The organism is Pseudomonas sp. GW821-FHT09E04 (assembly GCF_059416185.1).
In genome coordinates, this window is the sequence record NZ_JBWKOR010000001.1 from 714,967 (window position 1) to 736,526 (window position 21,560).

Annotated in this window: 15 protein-coding genes and 1 riboswitch; of the genes, 9 read left to right on the forward strand and 6 right to left on the reverse strand. The window is 59.9% G+C overall.

Annotation, left to right across the window (positions count from 1 at the left end; all coding sequences use genetic code 11):
* Positions 1-659: 659 nt before the first annotated feature.
* Positions 660-880, forward strand: a riboswitch (cobalamin riboswitch).
* Between the two features lie 122 nt (positions 881-1,002).
* From AC07N4_RS03230 to cobM, 4 genes are all read left to right on the forward strand, one after another.
* Complete coding sequence (locus AC07N4_RS03230; protein WP_016983301.1) at positions 1,003-1,200, forward strand: CbtB domain-containing protein; 198 nt, start codon at positions 1,003-1,005, stop codon at positions 1,198-1,200.
* An 11-nt stretch (positions 1,201-1,211) separates the two neighbouring features.
* Positions 1,212-1,913, forward strand: coding sequence for a CbtA family protein (locus tag AC07N4_RS03235; protein WP_192558150.1), 702 nt, complete (start codon positions 1,212-1,214; stop codon positions 1,911-1,913).
* Complete coding sequence (locus AC07N4_RS03240) at positions 1,910-2,323, forward strand: cobalamin biosynthesis protein (RefSeq protein WP_085730754.1); 414 nt, start codon at positions 1,910-1,912, stop codon at positions 2,321-2,323. Before AC07N4_RS03235 ends, AC07N4_RS03240 begins: the two co-directional genes overlap by 4 nt.
* A gap of 91 nt (positions 2,324-2,414) precedes the next feature.
* The gene (gene cobM, locus AC07N4_RS03245; protein ID WP_493064926.1) at positions 2,415-3,161 is read left to right on the forward strand and encodes a precorrin-4 C(11)-methyltransferase; all 747 of its coding nucleotides are present in this window, start codon (positions 2,415-2,417) and stop codon (positions 3,159-3,161) included.
* 48 nt (positions 3,162-3,209) lie between these two features.
* Here the strand turns inward: cobM and nfuA are convergent, their stop codons facing one another.
* The 3 genes from nfuA to AC07N4_RS03260 form a co-directional block, all read right to left on the reverse strand.
* Positions 3,210-3,794: a Fe-S biogenesis protein NfuA gene (gene nfuA, locus AC07N4_RS03250; protein WP_003225494.1), complete on the reverse strand. Its 585-nt coding sequence runs from the start codon at positions 3,792-3,794 to the stop codon at positions 3,210-3,212.
* A gap of 122 nt (positions 3,795-3,916) precedes the next feature.
* The gene (locus tag AC07N4_RS03255; protein ID WP_493065209.1) at positions 3,917-4,162 is read right to left on the reverse strand and encodes a hypothetical protein; all 246 of its coding nucleotides are present in this window, start codon (positions 4,160-4,162) and stop codon (positions 3,917-3,919) included.
* A gap of 60 nt (positions 4,163-4,222) precedes the next feature.
* Complete coding sequence (locus AC07N4_RS03260; protein WP_493064927.1) at positions 4,223-6,517, reverse strand: fatty acid cis/trans isomerase; 2,295 nt, start codon at positions 6,515-6,517, stop codon at positions 4,223-4,225.
* Positions 6,518-6,675: 158 nt separating this feature from the next.
* Here AC07N4_RS03260 and metH point away from each other — a divergent pair, with 158 nt between their 5' ends.
* Together metH and AC07N4_RS03270 are read left to right on the forward strand one after the other, a co-directional pair.
* Positions 6,676-10,386 (forward strand): methionine synthase, encoded by a 3,711-nt coding sequence (gene metH, locus AC07N4_RS03265; protein WP_096819960.1) that lies wholly within the window; start codon positions 6,676-6,678, stop codon positions 10,384-10,386.
* A gap of 116 nt (positions 10,387-10,502) precedes the next feature.
* Positions 10,503-10,721, forward strand: coding sequence for a DUF2970 domain-containing protein (locus tag AC07N4_RS03270; protein ID WP_096819961.1), 219 nt, complete (start codon positions 10,503-10,505; stop codon positions 10,719-10,721).
* 6 nt (positions 10,722-10,727) lie between these two features.
* Here the strand turns inward: AC07N4_RS03270 and AC07N4_RS03275 are convergent, their stop codons facing one another.
* Entirely contained in the window at positions 10,728-11,801 is a 1,074-nt protein-coding gene (locus tag AC07N4_RS03275) for an ABC transporter substrate-binding protein (protein WP_493064928.1), read from the reverse strand.
* Positions 11,802-12,326: 525 nt separating this feature from the next.
* On the opposite strand from AC07N4_RS03275, the gene AC07N4_RS03280 reads away from it, so the two are divergent.
* Both AC07N4_RS03280 and AC07N4_RS03285 read left to right on the forward strand, forming a co-directional pair.
* The gene (locus AC07N4_RS03280) at positions 12,327-13,985 is read left to right on the forward strand and encodes a nitrite/sulfite reductase (protein ID WP_493064929.1); all 1,659 of its coding nucleotides are present in this window, start codon (positions 12,327-12,329) and stop codon (positions 13,983-13,985) included.
* Positions 13,969-14,463, forward strand: a complete 495-nt coding sequence (locus tag AC07N4_RS03285) for a DUF934 domain-containing protein (RefSeq protein WP_096819964.1) — start codon at positions 13,969-13,971, stop codon at positions 14,461-14,463. Before AC07N4_RS03280 ends, AC07N4_RS03285 begins: the two co-directional genes overlap by 17 nt.
* 42 nt (positions 14,464-14,505) lie before the next feature.
* Here AC07N4_RS03285 and AC07N4_RS03290 read toward each other — a convergent pair whose 3' ends face one another.
* Positions 14,506-19,386, reverse strand: coding sequence for a dermonecrotic toxin domain-containing protein (locus AC07N4_RS03290; protein WP_493064930.1), 4,881 nt, complete (start codon positions 19,384-19,386; stop codon positions 14,506-14,508).
* 192 nt (positions 19,387-19,578) lie between these two features.
* Positions 19,579-20,601, reverse strand: coding sequence for a protease SohB (gene sohB, locus AC07N4_RS03295; RefSeq protein WP_102621767.1), 1,023 nt, complete (start codon positions 20,599-20,601; stop codon positions 19,579-19,581).
* A gap of 205 nt (positions 20,602-20,806) precedes the next feature.
* Between sohB and AC07N4_RS03300 the strand changes: the two genes are divergently transcribed.
* Positions 20,807-21,517, forward strand: coding sequence for a histidine phosphatase family protein (locus AC07N4_RS03300; RefSeq protein ID WP_102621768.1), 711 nt, complete (start codon positions 20,807-20,809; stop codon positions 21,515-21,517).
* Positions 21,518-21,560 lie beyond the last annotated feature (43 nt).

Consider the following 21,560-nt stretch of genomic DNA (forward strand, 5'->3'; position numbering starts at 1 on the left):
CCGCTGGCGGTTTCGCTCTTACAGCGAGTCCCTTTTTCAAACGCCAAAAAGGAACCAAAAGGCTTTTGCCCCGGCGTACGGCACTTCGCTTAGGCTCAGTGTTCCCTCGCTACGGTGTCCATCAGGGGGCATCGCCTCCGGTTTGCTTCGCTGCACCTCCTCTCGATGTATGCGGCTTCGCCGCACGGCGCTACGCGCCTACCCCCTGATGAACACCTCTGCTCGGCCTGCCGAAGGGGCAAAAAATCAAAAGCCAGAGCCAGAGCAAAAGCCAGATCAAAAGCCCCTCACCACGATGAGCGTTAGCTCAAGTACCGCTTTTGATCGCAAGGCCCGTCGGCAGGCTGAGTGGAGGGATTGATCCGGGGGTGGGAGCGCAGCGACCGTTTGGCGAAGCCAAACACATCGAGAGGAGGTGCAGCGAAGCAAACCGTAGGCGATGCCCCCGGATCAATCCCGGAGCGAAGGAACCCGAGCCACAGCGAGGGCCGTACGTCAGGGTAAAGCCTTTTTGGTGGACCTGCCCCGGCACTCCGGGCGTTTGGAAAAAGTGACCCGCCGTAAGGGCGGAACCCTAAGTGGCCATAACCGCAGCAACGGATATGCCCACAAAAACGGATATGCCCACAAAATTGACTAAATTCCCCAACCCATGGTCTCCTACACAACTTGTTACGGGTGCCCTGCAAAGGGTGAAACGGGAAACCGGTGAATCATGTGCTTTACTCTAAAGCCATGTCAGTCCGGTGCTGCCCCCGCAACGGTAAGCGAGCGAAGCGTCAGATCCACTGTGCCCCCAGGCATGGGAAGGTGACGCTTGCAGGTCGGCAGACAGCCACCCCTCGTGAGCCCGGAGACCGGCCCGCAACACACAGTACGCATCTTGCGTCACTGAACATAACAAACCCGCGGTGGGCGGGCGCTGTTCGAACCTCTGCGTGCCCGACTCGCAGGGGTTTTCATGCGCACCGTTCACCCGCTGACACTCCAGAGGGAAGCGCCATGTCGATCATCAGCAGCACCGGCAGCAACACGGACAAAATCTCCAGCACCACCACCCTGAGCCAACGCCTGACCGCTGCGATCTTCGCGTCGATCCTGGGTGCCAGCCTGGTCTATTTCGCCGGTTTCTCGCACATCGAAGCGGTTCACAACGCCGCTCACGATACCCGCCACAGCGCCGCGTTCCCGTGCCACTGAGACCTGACGACATGATCAAGCGTATTGCGCAGACCGCAGGTTTCACCGGCCTTCTGGCCGCCCTGCTCCTGACGTTGCTGCAAAGCTTCTGGGTGTCGCCGCTGATTCTTCAGGCAGAGACCTTCGAGAAAGCCGAGCCGGTTGCCGCCGTTCACGAACACGCCGCCGGCACCGCCGCCCACACCCACGATGCCGAAGCCTGGGAGCCGGAAGACGGCTGGCAGCGCGTGGTTTCCACTACCGGCGGCAATCTGGTCGTGGCCGTGGGTTTCGCCCTGATGCTGGCCGGTCTGTACACCCTGCGTGCGCCGACCAAGACGTCGCAAGGCCTGCTCTGGGGTCTGGCGGGTTACGCGACTTTCGTGCTCGCACCGACACTGGGCCTGCCACCTGAGCTGCCGGGCACCGCCGCTGCAGACCTGGCGTCGCGCCAGATGTGGTGGATCGGCACTGCCGCGTCGACCGCTGTCGGCCTGGCGCTGATCGCGTTCGGTGGCAACTGGTTGCTGAAGATCCTCGGCGTGGCGATTCTCGCTGTGCCACACGTGATCGGCGCCCCGCAACCGGAAGTGCACTCGATGCTCGCGCCGGAAGCACTGGAAGCTCAATTCAAAATCGCTTCGCAGTTGACCAACGTGGCGTTCTGGCTGGCCCTGGGCCTGATCAGCGCCTGGTTGTTCCGCCGCAAAAGCGATGGTCAATACCACGCATGACCGATGACAGCGCAGCGCCGACTCTGGTGGTCGGCCTGGGCTGCCAGCGCGGCTGCCCGGCCAGTACGCTGCGCGCCTTGCTCGACCAGGCCCTGCAGGCTCATCGCATCGAACTCGAAGCGGTCAAGGCCCTGGCCAGTATCGACCTGAAACGCGACGAACCCGGCCTGCAGGAACTGGCGGCACAACTGGCGCTGCCGCTGCTGTATTTCAGCAGCGAAGAACTGGCCAGTTATCAGCAACGCCTGAGTCACCATTCGCAGATCGCTTTCGAACGCACCGGTTGCTACGGGGTGGCGGAAAGCGCCGCACTGGCGCTTGCCGAACAACTGATCCAGGCCCCGGCAAAACTGCTGATTTCCCGGCAAAAGTACGCCCAGGCAACCCTGGCATTGGCCGGCGCGGCGTAAATTCCCGATAATCCTCGCTTTCGATCATGAGCATTCTTCATCTGAACTGCTCTTGAAGCCTCGACCTGCCCTACTTTCACAGGATCCAACGATGACCGTTTACTTCATCGGCGCCGGCCCCGGCGACCCGGAATTGATCACTGTCAAAGGTCAGCGACTGATTCGCAGCTGCCCGGTGATCATCTATGCAGGTTCGCTGGTGCCGGCGGCGGTGCTGGACGGTCATTCGGCTGAAACCGTGGTCAACAGCGCCGAACTGCATCTGGAACAGATCATCGATCTGATCAAGACCGCCCACGCCAAGGGCCAGGACGTGGCGCGGGTGCATTCGGGCGATCCGAGCCTGTATGGCGCCATCGGCGAGCAGATCCGTTATCTGCGCGAGCTGGACATCCCGTTCGAGATTGTCCCCGGCGTAACCGCCACTGCTGCCTGCGCGGCGTTGTTGGGCGCCGAACTCACTCTGCCGGACATCTCGCAAAGCGTGATCCTGACCCGTTACGCGGACAAGACCGCGATGCCCGCCGGGGAAGAACTGGGTAACCTCGCGCAGCACGGGGCGACCATGGCGATTCATTTGGGGGTCAATCATCTGGAGAAAATCCTCGCCGAACTGCTGCCGCACTATGGTGCGGACTGCCCGATCGCAGTGATCCACCGGGCGACGTGGCCGGATCAGGACTGGGTGGTCGGGACGCTGGAGGATATTGCCGCGAAGGTGGCCGCCAAGGGGTTTCGGCGTACGGCACTGATTCTGGTCGGGCGGGTGTTGGGCAGCGATCATTTCAGTGAATCGTCGCTGTATCGCGCGGGGCATGCGCATTTGTATCGACCATAAAAAAACGGCGCTCACGGGGCGCCGTTTTTTTATGCCGCAGCGAACGCCTTAGTAGTAGGCGTTTTCTTTCTGCGTGTGGTCGGTCACGTCGCGAACGCCCTTGAGCTCCGGAATGCGCTCGAGCAAGGTGCGCTCGATGCCTTCCTTCAGGGTTACGTCCGCCTGGCCGCAGCCCTGGCAACCGCCGCCGAACTGCAGCACGGCAATGCCGTCTTCAACGACATCGATCAGGCTGACCTGACCGCCGTGGCTGGCCAGCCCCGGGTTGATTTCGGTTTGCAGGTAATAGTTGATGCGCTCGTTGACCGGGCTGTCGGCGTTGACCATCGGTACTTTGGCGTTCGGTGCCTTGATGGTCAGCTGGCCGCCCATGCGGTCGGTGGCGTAGTCGACGACAGCATCGTCGAGAAACGCTTCGCTGAACGAGTCGATGTAGGCGGTGAAGCTTTTCAGCCCCAGCGCTGTGTCTTCAGGTTTCTCTTCGCCCGGCTTGCAATAGGCAATGCAGGTTTCGGCGTACTGGGTGCCAGGCTGGGTGATGAAGACGCGGATGCCGATACCCGGGGTGTTCTGCTTGGAAAGCAGATCGGCCAGGTAATCATGGGCGGCGTCGGTAATGGTAATAGCGGTCATGGAAACTCCTCGCAGGCTTGAGGCGGAGTTTACGCCAATCGGCGCGCGGCACAAAGTCCTAGTATTTACGTAGGAATAGTTCGCAAATCGGCCAAGCGCCAGGTTCGCCGTCAATCCGTGCTTTAAGCCTCGGATAGCTGTGTTTTTCTACCCATTCGCAGCTCAGCCATGAGGCGTCTCTGATGGCCAGCGCACAGACAAATAACATCAAATACGGGTTGATCCCATAGCGTCGGGCCAGATAAGCGCCTGCCCGACAGCACCAGCACGTACATCAGATACACCGAGTCGAAGAAAATCTGCATGAAGTGATGGCAGACCACCGCCCACGCGGCGAGCGCTCGCAGGGCCTGCACTGAAATCAACATCGATGGCGCTCCCGATCCCGTGCTGCACAGGATTGGGACAGCTGCCATCGATCAAACCGATCAAAGATTCTCGTACCGGTTCATATCCAGCACGCCCTCTTCCACCGGGTCGGTTTCATGGATGTACTGGCTCAGATCGTGGAAGTAGAACCAGAACTGTGGATGGCTGCGGCGAATACCCCAACGTTCGACGATCTTCTCGAACTGCGGCGCATCCTTCGCGCTTTCCATGGCATCGACAAACGCCGGCACCTGATCCGCCGGGATGTTGAACATGAAGTTCGGGTAGCTGCTCAGCACGCCCGGATAAATGGTCAGGGTGTCGAGGCCCGGTTGATAACGCAGTGACTCACCGAGCAGGAACGCCACGTTGCTGTGGGCGCGGTTGCGCAGCAGGCTGTAGACCTCGCGTTTGCCGCTGGCAGTTTCGATGCGCAGCATGGTGGCTTCCGGTAACTGATCGATCACCTTCAGGCCGGCTGCAGGGCGCGCCGTCAGGCGGCTCAGGGCCTGTTCGGCATTTTGCAGCGCCGGGTCGATGTTCGGCCGCGAACAGTAGGCATCCACGCAGCGATTGATCGGATCGGGCCGTGCGTTGAGGTCGCCGTAACGGGCGAGCAACTGCATGGCGAAGTCATGCTTCGGGTCTTTTCCGTCGAGTTTCAGTGCCGTTGGCTTGTCGTCGTCGATGGACTCATAGTCCAGCCACATCTTGAACTGGCCGCTGCTCTGATACCAATCGTCGAGGTAATCCTCGCGGGAATCGGCCGGCATCAGGCGCAGGAAGTTCTGCTCGGCGCCATTGCGGATCAGGTCGAAGTACAGTCGGGTCTGCGCCTGATGGGAGACGTTGCCGAATACATCGAAGTTGACCGCCAACTGGTAATAGGTGCGCTCCAGCAGCGGATAGTCGAACAGCCACATGGTCTGCGGCACTTCGCCGATCAGGCCTTTGGTCACCGACGCGCTGTCGAAGTGGCGGAAGATGCTCAACAGCGCATTGTCGTTGCCCGCCCACAGGGTCGACCAGCTCGGCGCCGGTTGGTCGGCGTAGCTGTCACGGCGCAAGGCTTCGTACTTGTTTCGCTTGTTGCGATAGTCGTGCCACAGGCTCAGGACGCTGCCGACATCGTCGTTCTGCCCCGGCATGGCCAGCAACGGCGTGGCCTGGCCGCGATAATTCGGATCGGTGATGTACAGGTCATGTTCCGGCGCCTGGAACAGCGCCCAGAAATTATCGCGGATCACGTCAGTTGCGATCTGGCCACGGCATACCGGGCCGCGAATGAACGTGCGCACGAAGTATTCGGCGTTATCGAGCATGAACTGATAACGCGCCTGCGCCGGAATCGCTTCGAAGGTCGCAAACGGGTTGGCCCGGCTCTGTGGCCCGTAACCCGGCAGCGCATGCACCTGCCAGTTGCCGTTGTAGAACAGGCTTTTGACCCGCGCCATCTTCGCCGCACTCAGCGGATAAGTGATGTGGGTCTTGTGCACGATCACGCCCTGCACCGGCCAGAGGCGGTAATACACCTGGGTGCCCGGATCATCGTTCGGGCGACGGGTGGCAATCAGGTCGATCGGCTGGCCGGTCGGCGTGCGCGAACGCACCCACTGGAAGAAATTCCCCGGCTCGCCGTCCTTGAAGTAGATGTGCGCCAGGAACCAGTGCTCATACAGCCAGCGCCCGACCAGACTCTCCCGCGCGCCAGGCTGATTGAGCAGGTTTTCCCACTGCACGATCTGCAGCGCTTCCTTGGCGCTCGGCGCCAGACCCTGCTCATCGATCGGCGCGCCGGACGCCAGCCAGCGCTGCAACGTCTGATATTGCTGGTTGGTCAGGCCGGTGACCGCCAGCGGCATGCCCTCTTTCGGGTGGGCGCCGGCATAGCCGTCGAACTCGGCCGGCATCGCGCACATGTTTTCCCGTTGCAGGCCGAGGACGATGTCTTCCGGCAGCTTGGCGTTGGGTGTCAGTGGCGTTTTGTGCCCCAATTCCAGCATGCGCGCCATCAGTGCCGCCTGACTGCCCTGGGCGTCGAGTACCGAATAGAAGTCTTTCTGCTGCCAGGCACGTTTGCCAAAAGCGTCGTAGAACAGCCGCGTGGTCGGCGCCGCTTGAGTACGCTCGCCGTCGTAGACCGGCATCTTGCTCGCGCCACGGGCCGCGCCTTCACCGCTGCCCAGGTTCAACTGGCAAGCGGAGTCGTAGCACGCATGGCAGGCCACGCACTTCTCGGTGAAGATCGGCTGGATGTCGCGGGTGTAAGAAATCGAAGGCGAGATCGCAGGACTTTGCGCCGCCGCGCCAAAGCTCAAAAACAGCAACACCATGCTGACGACGCGGTACGACATATCCTTGATCCTGATCCTGAATAAAAACGCCGCGATTCTACCGTTATGACGCCCGTGCCAACATGAGCGATATTCATGCAAAAGTGCCGCATGCTCTAAATCCGCACAGGTTTGTTATGATCCCGCTCCTTCGTCATGGTCTTTTTCGAGTAGTCCCAATGTCCGATCGCAGCGTCCGCCTTCAAGCTCTCAAGCAAGCCCTCAAAGAGCGCATCCTGATACTCGATGGCGGTATGGGCACGATGATCCAGAGCTACAAGCTCGAAGAGCAGGATTATCGCGGCAAGCGTTTCGCCGACTGGCCGAGCGACGTCAAGGGCAACAACGACCTGCTGGTGATTACTCGTCCCGACGTGATCGGCGGCATCGAGAAAGCCTACCTGGATGCCGGTGCCGACATCCTGGAAACCAACACCTTCAACGCCACCCGCATTTCCATGGCTGATTACGGCATGGAAGAGCTGGCCTACGAACTCAACGTAGAAGGCGCACGACTGGCGCGCAAGGTCGCCGACGCCAAGACCGCCGAGAACCCGGACAAGCCGCGTTTCGTCGCCGGCGTGCTCGGCCCGACCAGCCGCACCTGCTCGCTGTCGCCGGACGTCAACAACCCGGGCTACCGCAACGTCACCTTCGATGAGCTGGTGGAAAACTACACCGAAGCCACCAAAGGCCTGATCGAGGGCGGCGCCGACCTGATCCTGATCGAAACCATCTTCGACACCCTCAACGCCAAGGCCGCGATCTTCGCCGTGCAAGGCGTGTTCGAAGAGCTGCACATCGAACTGCCGATCATGATTTCCGGCACCATCACCGACGCCTCCGGCCGTACCCTGTCGGGCCAGACCACTGAAGCGTTCTGGAACTCCGTCGCGCACGCCAAGCCGATTTCGGTCGGTCTGAACTGCGCACTCGGCGCCCGTGAACTGCGTCCGTACCTGGAAGAGCTGTCGGACAAGGCCAGCACCCACGTTTCGGCGCACCCGAACGCCGGCCTGCCGAACGAATTCGGCGAGTACGACGAGTTGCCGGTGGACACCGCCAAAGTCATCGAAGAGTTCGCCCAGAGCGGTTTCCTCAACATCGTCGGCGGTTGCTGCGGCACCACCCCGGGCCACATCGAAGCCATCGCCAAAGCCGTTGCCGGTTACGCGCCACGGCAGATTCCGGACATTCCCAAGGCTTGCCGCCTGTCGGGTCTGGAGCCGTTCACCATCGATCGCAGCTCGCTGTTCGTCAACGTCGGCGAGCGGACCAACATCACCGGTTCCGCAAAATTCGCCCGTCTGATCCGTGAAGACAACTACACCGAAGCCCTGGAAGTCGCCCTGCAGCAGGTCGAGGCCGGCGCCCAAGTGATCGACATCAACATGGACGAAGGGATGCTCGATTCGAAGAAGGCCATGGTGACCTTCCTCAATCTGATTGCCGGCGAGCCGGACATCTCCCGCGTACCGATCATGATCGACTCCTCGAAATGGGACGTGATCGAAGCGGGCCTGAAGTGCATTCAGGGCAAGGGCATCGTCAACTCGATCAGCATGAAAGAAGGCGTCGAGCAGTTCATCCACCACGCCAAACTGTGCAAACGCTACGGCGCCGCCGTGGTGGTGATGGCGTTCGACGAAGCCGGCCAGGCCGACACCGAAGCGCGCAAGAAAGAAATCTGCAAACGCTCCTACGACATTCTGGTCAACGAAGTCGGCTTCCCGCCGGAAGACATCATCTTCGACCCGAACATCTTCGCCGTGGCCACCGGTATCGAAGAACACAACAACTACGCTGTGGACTTCATCAACGCCTGTGCCTACATCCGTGACGAACTGCCGTATGCGCTGACCTCCGGTGGTGTGTCCAACGTGTCGTTCTCGTTCCGTGGCAACAACCCGGTGCGCGAGGCGATTCACTCGGTGTTCCTGCTGTACGCGATCCGCGCCGGCCTGACCATGGGTATCGTCAACGCCGGTCAGCTGGAAATCTACGACCAGATCCCGCAGGAACTGCGCGACGCCGTTGAAGACGTGATCCTCAACCGCACGCCGGAAGGCACCGACGCCCTCCTCGCCATCGCCGACAAGTACAAGGGCGACGGCAGCGTCAAGGAAGCCGAGACCGAAGAATGGCGCAGCTGGGACGTCAACAAGCGTCTGGAACACGCACTGGTCAAGGGCATCACCACCCACATCGTCGAAGACACCGAAGAATCCCGTCAGTCCTTCGCCCGTCCGATCGAAGTGATCGAAGGCCCGCTGATGTCCGGCATGAACATCGTCGGCGACCTGTTCGGTGCCGGCAAAATGTTCCTGCCGCAGGTGGTGAAATCCGCCCGCGTGATGAAGCAGGCCGTAGCCCACCTGATCCCGTTCATCGAACTGGAAAAAGGCGACAAGCCGGAAGCCAAGGGCAAGATCCTCATGGCCACCGTTAAAGGTGACGTGCATGACATCGGCAAGAACATTGTCGGCGTGGTACTGGGTTGCAACGGCTACGACATCGTCGACCTCGGCGTGATGGTGCCAGCCGAGAAGATCCTGCAAGTGGCCAAGGAACAGAAGTGCGACATCATCGGCCTGTCCGGCCTGATCACCCCGTCGCTGGATGAAATGGTCCACGTGGCCCGCGAGATGCAGCGCCAGGACTTCCACCTGCCGCTGATGATCGGCGGCGCGACCACCTCCAAGGCACATACGGCGGTGAAGATCGAGCCGAAGTACAGCAATGACGCGGTGGTCTACGTCACCGACGCCTCCCGCGCCGTGGGCGTGGCGACGCAGTTGTTGTCCAAAGAGCTGAAGGCCGGTTTCGTCGAGAAGACCCGCGAGGAGTACGTCGAAGTCCGCGAGCGCACCGCCAACCGCAGCGCCCGTACCGAACGCCTGAGCTACGCCGCATCGATCGCGAAAAAACCGCAGTTCGACTGGGCCACTTACACCCCGGTCAAACCGACGTTCACCGGCAGCCGTGTGCTGGACAACATCGACCTCAACGTCCTGGCCGAGTACATCGACTGGACGCCGTTCTTCATCTCCTGGGACCTGGCCGGCAAGTTCCCGCGCATCCTCGAAGACGAAGTGGTCGGTGAGGCCGCAACCTCGCTGTACAAGGATGCCCGCGAAATGCTGACCAAGCTGATCGACGAGAAGCTGATCAGCGCCCGTGCGGTGTTCGGCTTCTGGCCGGCCAATCAGGTGCATGACGACGATATCGAGCTGTACGGCGATGACGGCAAGCCGATGGCGCGCCTGCATCACCTGCGCCAGCAGATCATCAAGACCGACGGCAAGCCGAACTTCTCGCTCGCCGACTTCGTCGCGCCGAAGGACAGCGAAGTGACTGACTACGTCGGTGGTTTCATCACCACCGCCGGGATCGGCGCCGAAGAAGTGGCCAAGGCCTATCAGGACGCTGGCGACGACTACAACTCGATCATGGTCAAAGCCCTGGCTGACCGCCTGGCCGAAGCCTGTGCCGAATGGCTGCACCAGCAGGTACGTAAAGAGCACTGGGGTTACGCCAAGGATGAAGTTCTCGACAACGAAGCACTGATCAAAGAGCAGTATTCCGGCATCCGCCCTGCCCCGGGCTACCCGGCGTGCCCGGATCACACCGAGAAGGCCACGCTGTTCGCCCTGCTCGACCCTGAGGCCCAGGAAATGCGCGCCGGTCGCAGCGGTGTGTTCCTCACCGAGCACTACGCGATGTTCCCGGCGGCAGCGGTCAGCGGCTGGTACTTCGCGCATCCGCAGGCGCAGTACTTTGCCGTGGGCAAGGTCGACAAGGATCAGGTGCAGAGCTACACCTCGCGCAAAGGCCAGGAACTGAGCCTGACCGAGCGTTGGCTGGCGCCGAACCTGGGTTACGACAACTGATCCAGCTTCACGCGACACGCGACACCCTGTGGGAGCCTATTGGCTCCCACAGGTATTTCTGCGCCCCGGAAAGGGTTGGCTATGCTTGTCTGACACACACGGCAGACGAGGGATTTATGGACGATCCAGTCGACAACAAGCCACCGACCTTCTGGCAGATGCTGCAAAGCGTCATGGCGGCGGCGTTCGGGGTGCAGAGCGGCAAGAACCGGGCAAGGGACTTCACCCATGGAAAGCCCAGCCACTTCATCTTCCTGGGCATTGCGTTCACGGCGGTGTTCGCCCTGACGCTGTTTGGCATCGTGCAACTGGTGGTGCATCTGGCAGGCGCGTGACCGGCGTCAGTGCATCAGGGTTTGCAGGTTGAACGGATAGCGATACGAAACCGGACGGCCCTTCGCCGAGAGCTTGCGAAAATGCACGCCGTAGTCCGGCGAAGTGCCCATGGCCAGCATTCGGCGGGCATGATCTCTGTCGATCAGTTGCAACAATGGAATCTGCCGGTCACGACCGCCGTACCGATTCAGATCGACGCCTTGCGCGTGATCATGCAGTTCGACAAGCGCCCAGCCACCGAGAGTGAAATGCCCGCCGAGCAACGCGCTCAGGCGACCGTCAACCATCGCCTGCAAAGCTTCGGGCGAGGTATTGACCGCGCTGAACAACACGTCCTTGCCCGGTACTTTGCCGGCCTCTGAAACGGCGCGCATCGCACCGAACGCCATTTCATCGTTGGCCGCCCACACCAATGACACTTTTGGATATCGGACCAACAATTGCTTCGCCTGCTCGTAGGCACGTTGTTGCGTCCAGCCGCCGTAGACCAGTTGCCGCAAACGTACCTGAGGATGCTCGGCCAGCGCCCGCTGCATGCCCTTTTCACGCAGTTGCGCCGAAGGTGTGATCTTCAGGCCGGAGAACGCCAGCAGGTCGATGTTTTCACCGGGGGCCACGGGTGGATGCAGGCGAATCAGCTCCTTCATCATCAGGTAACCACCCTCCTCATCGTTGGGCACCAGGCTACCGATACGATCCGCGTGCTCTGCCACCAGCGCCTGCTGGTTGGGTGTCAGTGCCGAATTGACGATAAAGAGCTTCACGCCACTGTCATTGGCCATGCGCAGAATCTGCGGCGCGACGTACTGTTCATTGACGAACACCAGATAATCCGGGCGATCAGGCCCCTGCAACGCCAGTCGCGCCTGCGCCAGGGTCAGTTCGGGCTGGCGCTGGGCATAGAGGATGTGCAGGTCGATTCCAAGATCCCGAGCGGCGGCCTGCATGAATTGCGAGTAACTGACCCAGAACGCTTCCTGGGTCGAGCCCGGATTCAGGAACAGCACGGACTCCGCCCGCGCACTGGTCCCGAAGGCCATGCCCAGCAAAAGCAGACTGATGTGGAGAAACTTGAACATGAAGCATCCGGGCCCGGGGAAAAATGGCCGCGCATTATAGCCATTCAATCGCCGGCCATTAGCGCCTGATCCCGCTTTTTGTCCGACAATCGTCGGAAGCGGGCCCGGAGGGGTCGTTTTACTGATGACTGACCCAGAACACCGCTGTTCCAACGACCAGAATGATCAGGAACAGAATGGCCCACGCATCGACACTGCTATCGCTTTTCCTTGCCTTGGTTGGGTTGCTCATTGCATCGCCTCTTGTCGGTTTTATCGGTGATTGCAGAAAGACTCGACCACAGTTAAGACGATGATTGTCCGCACGACAAATGTGGGTTAGTTAACAGTGATTCTCGTTAGTCGTTTTGGTTCTTTCCATATACTCAAACATCACTTTTGCGCATAACTGCAAACGGGTATATTGCCCCGGCTCCATTAGGGAGTGCGCGGCCGTGCGCGCGTAATTGCAGAGGCACCATCGGACTCCAGCAAGCGAAAACGCAGCGTTTTCCGAGTAGCCCAAAGCCTGAGAACAGGACTTATATGTACGTATACGACGAGTACGATCAGCGGATCATCGAGGACCGCGTCAAGCAGTTCCGTGATCAGACCCGACGCTATCTGGCAGGTGATCTGAGCGAAGAAGAATTCCGCCCCCTGCGCCTGCAGAATGGCCTGTACATCCAGCGTTTCGCGCCGATGTTGCGGGTGGCGGTGCCTTACGGCCAACTGACCTCGCGTCAGATGCGCATGATGGCGAAGATTGCCCGTGACTACGACAAGGGCTACGCCCACATCAGTACCCGCCAGAACGTACAGTTCAACTGGCCGGCACTCGAAGACATCCCGGACATCCTCGCGGAACTGGCCACCGTGCAGATGCACGCGATCCAGACCAGCGGCAACTGCCTGCGCAACGTCACCACCGACCAGTTCGCCGGTGTTGCGTTCGACGAGTTGATCGATCCGCGTCCGTGGTGCGAAATCGTTCGTCAGTGGACCACGTTCCACCCGGAATTCGCCTACCTGCCACGTAAATTCAAGATCGCCGTCAACGGTTCGACCTCCGACCGCGCGGCCATCGAAGTCCACGACATCGGCCTTGAGCCGGTCCACAACGCCGCTGGCGAACTCGGTTTCCGCGTGCTGGTCGGCGGCGGTCTGGGTCGTACTCCGGTGGTGGGTGCCTTCATCAACGAGTTCCTGCCGTGGCAGGATCTGTTGAGCTACCTCGACGCGATCCTGCGGGTCTACAACCGCTACGGCCGTCGTGACAACAAATACAAGGCGCGGATCAAGATCCTCGTCAAAGCGCTGACTCCAGAAGTCTTCGCCCAGAAAGTCGATGCCGAGATGGAACACCTGCGCGGCGGCCAGACAACGCTGACCGAAGCCGAACTGCATCGCGTCGCCAAACACTTCGTCGACCCGGATTACAAGGCGCTGAGCAATCAAGACGCCGAACTGGCCGTCCTCGACAAGGAACACCCGGGTTTCGCCCGCTGGCGCACCCGCAACACCCTGGCGCACAAGAAGCCAGGCTATGTGGCGGTGACCCTGTCCCTGAAGCCGACCGGTGTCGCACCGGGCGACATCACCGACAAGCAGCTCGACGCCGTCGCCGACCTGGCCGACCGCTACAGCTTCGGTCAACTGCGCACCTCCCACGAGCAGAACATCATTCTGGCCGATGTCGAGCAGAGCCAGTTGTTCACCCTGTGGGGCGAGTTGCGTGAACAAGGTTTCGCCACCCCGAACATTGGCCTGCTGACCGACATCATCTGCTGCCCTGGCGGTGATTTCTGCTCCCTGGCCAACGCCAAGTCGATCCCGATCGCCGAATCGATCCAGCGCCGTTTCGACGACCTGGACTACCTGTTCGACATCGGTGAGCTGGACCTGAACATCTCCGGCTGCATGAACGCCTGCGGTCACCACCACGTCGGCCACATCGGCATCCTCGGGGTGGACAAGAAAGGTGAGGAGTTCTATCAGGTCTCCCTCGGCGGCAGCGCCAGCCGCGACGCCAGCCTGGGCAAGATCCTCGGCCCGTCCTTCGCCCAGGACGACATGCCGGACGTGATCTCCAAGCTGATCGACGTGTACGTGGAGCAACGTACCGAAGACGAGCGCTTCATCGACACCTACCAGCGTATTGGCATCGACCTCTTCAAGGAACGCGTCTATGCAGCGAATCATTAAGAACAACGAGGTCGTCGACGAAACCTGGCACCTGCTGCCGAAGGATTTCAACATCGACGAGATCAGCAACTGCGACGACCTGATCGTCCCGCTGCAACTGTGGCGTGAACACAGCCGCATGCTCAAGGCCCGCGATGGCGGTCTGGGTGTGTGGCTGGACGCCGACGAAGAAGCCGAGGAAATCGGTGACGACGTGAATGAGTTCCAGGTAATTGCCTTGAACTTCCCGGCGTTCACCGATGGCCGCAACTACTCCAACGCCCGCCTGCTGCGTGACCGTTACGGTTTCAAAGGCGAACTGCGGGCGATTGGCGACGTGCTGCGCGACCAGTTGTTCTACATGCGCCGTTGCGGTTTCGACGCCTTCGCCCTGCGCGCGGACAAAGATCCGTACGATGCACTGGAAAGCCTCAAGGACTTCTCGGTGACCTATCAGGCCGCCACTGACGAACCCCTGCCGTTGTTCCGTCGCCGCTGACCGTGTACCCCGAGCCCGCCTGCGCGGGCTCGGGGGCTCTGCTTATCCCTCTCTCGTTCCTAACCTGCCGGGCCCCGGCGTGACCGGCAAAGTCAGCCCCGGATGCCTCGCCAGTGCCGCGCTGGTCAGTTGTTTTCGCAGTTCCAGGCTTTCATTTCTGAAGTTGTCGAAGATCGTCGTCATTTGCTGACTGGCGGCCTCACGAGACAACCCGGCCTGTGCTTCCAATCGCGAAAACGCTTGTGCACTGCGATCGAGAACGCTGGTAAATGCATCCTGACGTGTCGTCAGCAAATACTCGGACCAGAACTCCTGCCTGCTGACCGACTCAGTCAGTTGCGCCGTCTGCTCGGCCCTGACGACCTCCAGATACGCGTGATCGATCTGCGCGTCAGTCACCTCGGTATCCAGCGGCATATTCAGCTCTGTGGGTTGTGCTGGCAACGCCAGGCGCTGTGCCAGTCTCACCCGGTAAATCAGGCTGACATCCAGCGCCTGACGTTGAGTGAAGGTCCCTGAGCGGGAACGTCGCGCAATATCGAGCAACGCTTGCTTTTCCACCTGCTGCAAACGAAACAACCCGCGCAACAGACGGACCAGGTCGCCTTCCAGTGTCTGTGTACCGGTGCGGGCCGCTGCCGCTGCCCGATAACACAGCACCCTGACCTCCAGATCGCTGAACAGCCCCGCAACATTGGGGGCACTGACCCAACCTGACCGGGCCATGCGAAACAGCGCTCGACGCAACGAATCATCCTCGCAGGCCGCCTCCAGCACATTCCACACCCGCTGCCCGAGCTGTTCGCGGGTTCGGAAGTAATCGGCCGTTTCACGCAGTTGCATGAGCACTTCAAAAAAATCCCGGGAGTCCGGGGCAGCCGACAGCGATGACAGCACCTGCTTCGCCCGGCCGATCTCCACCGCCGGCAGACCGTTGACCCACCCGGCCCCCTCACGATCACCCGCCAATCGTACGGTGTGGGTGTACTCGGTGATGAGCACGCCGAGGCTTATACCTTGTGACTGTTGGTACGCAGCGATGTCTTTGAGGCTTGCCGCCGACAGCGGGTTGCCATCGATCGTGGTGCCCCGGTTCAGTACCGCGCGGGAGGTGAACACGGACGACGGGATATCGACGATCTTGTTGTTGCGCAAATCGAGAGACTCCAGATGCGCAAGCACATCGGTGTTCCCGGGCCATTCGCTGATGCCGGTGTCACGCAGGTTCAGATGGCGCAAACTGCGCATCGTACTGACATCAGGCGTCCGCCCCAAAGTCGAGTTGAACCCAAGGTCCAGCGTGCGCAAATGCTGCTTGCCGCCCAGTTCCTGCATCGATCGCTCGGTCAGGCGAATGCGGTTATTGCTCAGATCCAGCCCGGTCAGCGCCGGCATATCGCCGATCGCAAGAGGAATGCGCGTCAACCCGTTCCCTGACAGATCCAGCACCCGCAATCCGGAAAAGTTACGCAAAAATGTGTTCAACCCCGCACTGGCGCCGACGCCACTCATCTCCAAAGCGGTGATGTGGGCAAAATCACCAACGAGGGTCGGCATTTCCCCCAGCGGCGCTGCATCGAATGTCAGACTGTAGGTCGGATGACCCGAGTGCACGGAGTGGCGGGTTTCCTTGCGCCAGGCGCGCAAAATGGCTTGCATTGCCCGAGCCTTGCTATGGGTAGGCACCTTGATTCTCGGTCCCTCCTCTTCCTGATAATACGTATCGCGGTGAGTCCAGCGCTCCAGGGTTTCGACCATCGTCCTGTATTGCTCGCGCAGCCGCTCCAGCGATCTGATGACCAAGACTTCGTCGGTGCCCAGCGAGGCCACGAAACGTTTGAGCTGCGCGGGGGATTGGGCCGGATACAGCTCCTGCGCCCGGCGTATGAGCATGGGAGATGTTCCCGATGCAGAACTCGAAGGAGCCGACTGCTGGACGAAGGCTTGCTCGATCCGACGATCCGCCAGGCCCATGGGTGAACGGTAATCGGCGCTCACCGGTTCAATTCCCAACACCTTGGCGAATGCCTCGCGCCGCTGCAGTGCCGATACAGTGATTTTCTGCCGCAAGCCAGTGCCGTCGATGTCCTTGTCGACCCCGATGGCCTTGCGACTGTGGGCCGGCAAGCTTTCCCACAATGTCTGGAAAAAATTCGCCCGGGTGCGCGTTGGCTGACTGGAGATGACCGTGTGACGCGTGTCCTGGCCCTGATAGCGCTCGGCGTAGGCTTCGATCAGCACTTTGTGCGCGGCGTCACTCGGGCCGATGGTTGCCCGCTGATCGGCATACACACCCCAATCCAGAATTTCGACAAACACATCGCCAGGCCAGCCAGGCAAATGGGTCAACGTGTCGAGTATCAGCATGTCGGGATCGCGCCCGCAGGCCGCGTCCAGGTACAACCCCTCATAGGCCCGGTTCAGACGCTGGATCGGCTGATAGCGCCGCGCCTCTTCGGCCAGGCGCAGCGGTACACTGTCGGATTCCAGCTGCTCCCACTCGCGCGCATCGGCGTGTTGCACCAGTTCGTCGACAACACTGGCTGAAAGTCCCGGAAATGCCTTGACGATCGGCTCGTTTCTGGAAAGTTCGCAAATGTCGGCTCGCCGGAACAGCCGATCCATCATCGCCATGCGCATGCGCGGTGCCAGCGCGGCAATGTGACTGACCAGCAGCGCCGTCTGGTTTTTCCGCTCCACGGTAGCCGAACTCAGCAAACGCGAACGTTCACTGTCATTGAGCGCTGCCAACAATGGCGTATGGAACTGTCCCTTGCTCAGCAAGTCCTCACTGATTTTCACCTGACGGGCCGCATTATCTGCACCGTAGCGCGTCACTTCGTCGCCGGTGATGTCCTCCACAACAATCGCCATGTCTCGAGGCCAGCGCCCTTCCCCCGTCAGCAAATACAACTGCAGATCGGCGTCTGCCATGGGGGCAGACGCCGGTAAGGCCATCTGCTCCATGAACAACCCGACGTCGGTATCTGCGCGAAAACGCCTTACAGAATCCGACAGCGCCGCCATCGGTTTGCCGCGCTCGACAAACAGCTGCCGCATAACCGCCTCATCGATGCCACTGGCCGCAATGATTTGCAGCGCACGAGTATCTGAAACCTTCTCTTCCCGGAACCCCAAACGACGGAACAGGGTCAAGGAGCTCCATTCGTGAGGCAACTCGGAATCGTGACGCCAGGCGCCCGCACCGTTGGTCTCAAGTAAAGGTGAATAGCGTTCGGGCAACTGCGGGTCATGCACCTCCCACAAGCCGGTGCCGGTTACCGGACGCACCGCGTACGCATCGGGGCCCAGCGGCAAATAGCGCTTGTCTGCGCGCCAGACCAACCCTTGTGCGTCGGCAGCAAGGTTGCTCGGCAAGGATTCACGATGACGGTAAGCCGTCATGTCCGGATTCCAAAGTCGATGCGACATCGCGCCAACCGGGACGCGCCGCAACCTCTGCATGAAACTCGACGAGCGCACGAGTCTATAGGCCTCGCCGGTGGCCACACCGCCAGCGGCGAAGCTCGCCATGAGGATCAGGTTCTCAAGGGTGTCAAACAGACAATCGGCGGCATGCTCCTGATCGCCGTGAGCCCAGCTGTCGATGCCCTCGTAAATCTCGCCGAGCAATTGCAGCCCGGCAACGGCGCACAGGACTTCACCGAGCACCGGCACAAAGGAGACAAAAAACAACAGCGTATTCAGTCCGATGGCTTTGTAGGTGTCGAGCCTGGCCAGACGGGTTTTCTCATCCTCATCGTCGGTGGGCACCACCAACAGACGAGTGTCGGCCCGCACCTGAGCCGCGCGGTGCTGGAAGATGGCCAGAAACAGATCCCGTTTTGCGTCACCTTCAAGATCGATGCCTGTCAGCGACAGATAGGTCGAAGTAATGGGAAACTGGCTCGGCCTGGCATTCAACAACCGCACACTCAGTCCGGTCAGGAAAAGCGAGCGATCTTGCATAGGAAGAAATCGCATGAAAAAACGTCGGAACTCGGAATTGCGTAAACGCCCGCTCAGCTCAAGCTCGAATTTCTGGAATGACGCATACTCTTTCAATGGATGATCAGGATCGCCCGGCATATAGATCACACAACGGTAATCGTCTTCCTCTGGCTCGCTGATCAGGCCGATGAACATGGCGCCTCGAAGTTGCACACCGAGCATTTCAAGACTTTGATAGCCGAACGTGTTTTTGCCCAGTTTGATCGAGGACTCCGAGTTCTTGACCGACTTGAGCATCTGATAAACATCGGCGCTGATGTGACCACGCATGTAGGCGATATGCCGATCAACATCGAATTGATCCCTGGAATAAGCGACAGATGTTTCCTGCAAACTGGCGATTTGAGTGTCGCTGCCAAAGAAACCTTCCACATGTTTCTGGTATTGCTTGCCAAGATCCAGGTATCGGCAAAGTCTGGCGAACTCATGGGGCTGTATCGGCAAAACCCGGTTGGATCGCCCCGTTACTTTCTGCGGAACGTAGAGCAAAGAGCTCTCGTGATAGCTGCTGGCCAGGGTTTCAGACAACTCGAAATTTTCACAGGCGGCCGTCAACAGATCGCGATTGATCGGCAACACCAGTTTCTTGCGCAGCCCCAACAGACTTGACGTTGAGCGTACATGCTGAAAAATCGCCCCATCGACTTCGAAGGGCTCGCCCATTTTCTCAGCCATGGCCTTGGCCAGAAGGGGTGTGCAAAAGCTCTGTGGGGATTTTAGCGCCCGCAGTTTTTCCAGCGCGGCATGACGTGATTTGAAACTGGCCTTGAAACTTTCATAGAGATCATTGCGCGCGGCCTCTGAAGACCCAAGCAGCCAGGTGGGTATTTGTTTTTTATATAACTCATAGAAGACGCCTTGTTGAGCTGGCGTCATGACGGGCAAACTTGATTTATTCTTTTCAACATCCATGTTTAACAACTTTATCTTGAAGTGGACATTCAGAATAAAGTTGAAACACCGTTCAATACAGTGCGACTAGTTGATGCATTACCCACCAAAACAACAACATTATGCGACGATAAGATATCTATATACCGCACTGTCTTACGATAAAAGCGCTTCACGCTCGCGAGGCTGAAACCTCACGAGCGTACGCAACACTTACCAGAAACGTTGCTGGGTCAGCCGGCTCCACCAGCTCAGCAACACGCGATCCACCGAGCCGCTGGCCGCCATGCCGATACGCTCCTGCAGGCTTTTGCGTTCGGCATAGTGCAGGTGATAGACCTCGGATTGTTTAGCGCGCTCAGCCAGGTACTCGTCGCTGGTCTTGAGTTCGTCTACCAGTTGTTTTTCCAGGGCTGCGATGCCGAGCCAGACTTCACCGGTGGCCACTTCGTCGATCGCCAGCTGTGGGCGATAACGCGCGACGAAGTTCTTGAACAGTTTATGGGTGATGTCCAGGTCTTCCTGGAATTTCTCTCGGCCTTTCTCGGTGTTTTCGCCAAATACGGTGAGGGTGCGCTTGTATTCGCCAGCGGTCAGCACTTCGAAATCGATGTCATGCTTTTTCAACAGGCGATTGACATTCGGCAACTGCGCAACCACACCGATCGAGCCAAGAATGGCAAACGGCGCGCTGATGATCTTCTCGCCGATACAGGCCATCATGTAGCCGCCGCTCGCCGCGACCTTGTCGATGCACACGGTCAACGGCACGCCGGCTTCACGGATGCGCGCCAGTTGCGACGAGGCCAGGCCATAGCTGTGAACCATGCCGCCGCCACTCTCCAGACGCAGGACCACTTCATCCTTCGGTGTAGCCAGGGTCAGCAGCGCGGTGATTTCGTGGCGCAGGCTTTCGGTGGCCGACGCCTTGATGTCGCCATCGAAATCCAGCACGAATACCCGCGGTTTGGCGTCCGGGTTCTTCTTCTGTTTCTTCTCGGCCTTGGCCTCGCCCTTGCGCAAGGTCTTGAGCTGATCCTTGTCGAGCAAGGTCTGTTCCAGGCGCTCACGCAGGCCCTTATAGAAATCATTGAGCTTGTTGACCTGCAACTGGCCCGCAGACTTGCGTCGGCCCTTGCTGCGTAATGCAGCAAAACTGGCCAGCACCACCAGAATCGCGATGACCAGTGTCACGGTCTTGGCCAGGAAACTGGCGTATTCAGTCAAAAACTCCACAGTGACTCCTTCAAACGATGCGCAATTGCTTAACACGCGCGGGATACCCCCAGCATACCCATGCACTGCTTCGTCGGCCAGCCGTGAAACCTCTGGAAACAGGCCTGTAACGGGCATTTCAAACAAGCGTATGTTTTTTCATTGACAGCTCTCCGCCATCCCCATAACCTCGCCACAACCTTCAACGTACCGGGATGACGCGGACGTGGGCAGCATCTACTTGATTCGACATGGCCAGGCCTCCTTCGGTGCAGACGACTATGACGTCCTGTCGCCGACCGGTGTACGCCAGGCAGAGATCCTCGGCCGCCACCTCGCCGAGCTCGGCGTCAGCTTCGATCGCTGCCTGTCGGGCGATCTGCGCCGTCAGCAACACACGGCCAACAGCGCGCTGGAACAGTTCGCCGCCGTGGGCCTGCCGGTCCCCGCTCTGGAAATCGATTCGGCCTTCAACGAATTCGACGCCGACGCCGTGATCCGCGCCCTGCTCCCGGCCATGCTGCCCGAAGAACCCGAAGCGCTGGAGATCCTGCGCAACGCCGCACAGAACCGTGGCGAGTTCCAGCGCATCTTCGCCCTGATCATCGAACGCTGGCTGGCCGGCACCTACGACACGCCGGGGCTGGAAAGCTGGCTGGGCTTCGTCGAACGGGTCCAGGCCGGGCTGAACCGCCTACTCGATCAGGCCGACAACACCCAGAAAATCGCAGTGTTCACCTCGGGTGGCACCATCACCGCCCTGCTCCACCTGATTACGCAAATGCCTGCACGGCAGGCCTTTGAACTGAACTGGCAAATCGTCAACACCTCGCTCAACCAGCTGAAGTTTCGCGGTCGCGAGGTGGCTCTGGCTTCCTTCAACAGTCATGCACACCTGCAACTGCTGAAGGCCCCGGAACTCATCACTTTTCGCTGAGTCCGGATTACTGTGACCCTGCTGCAATCAACCAAAAAGGATC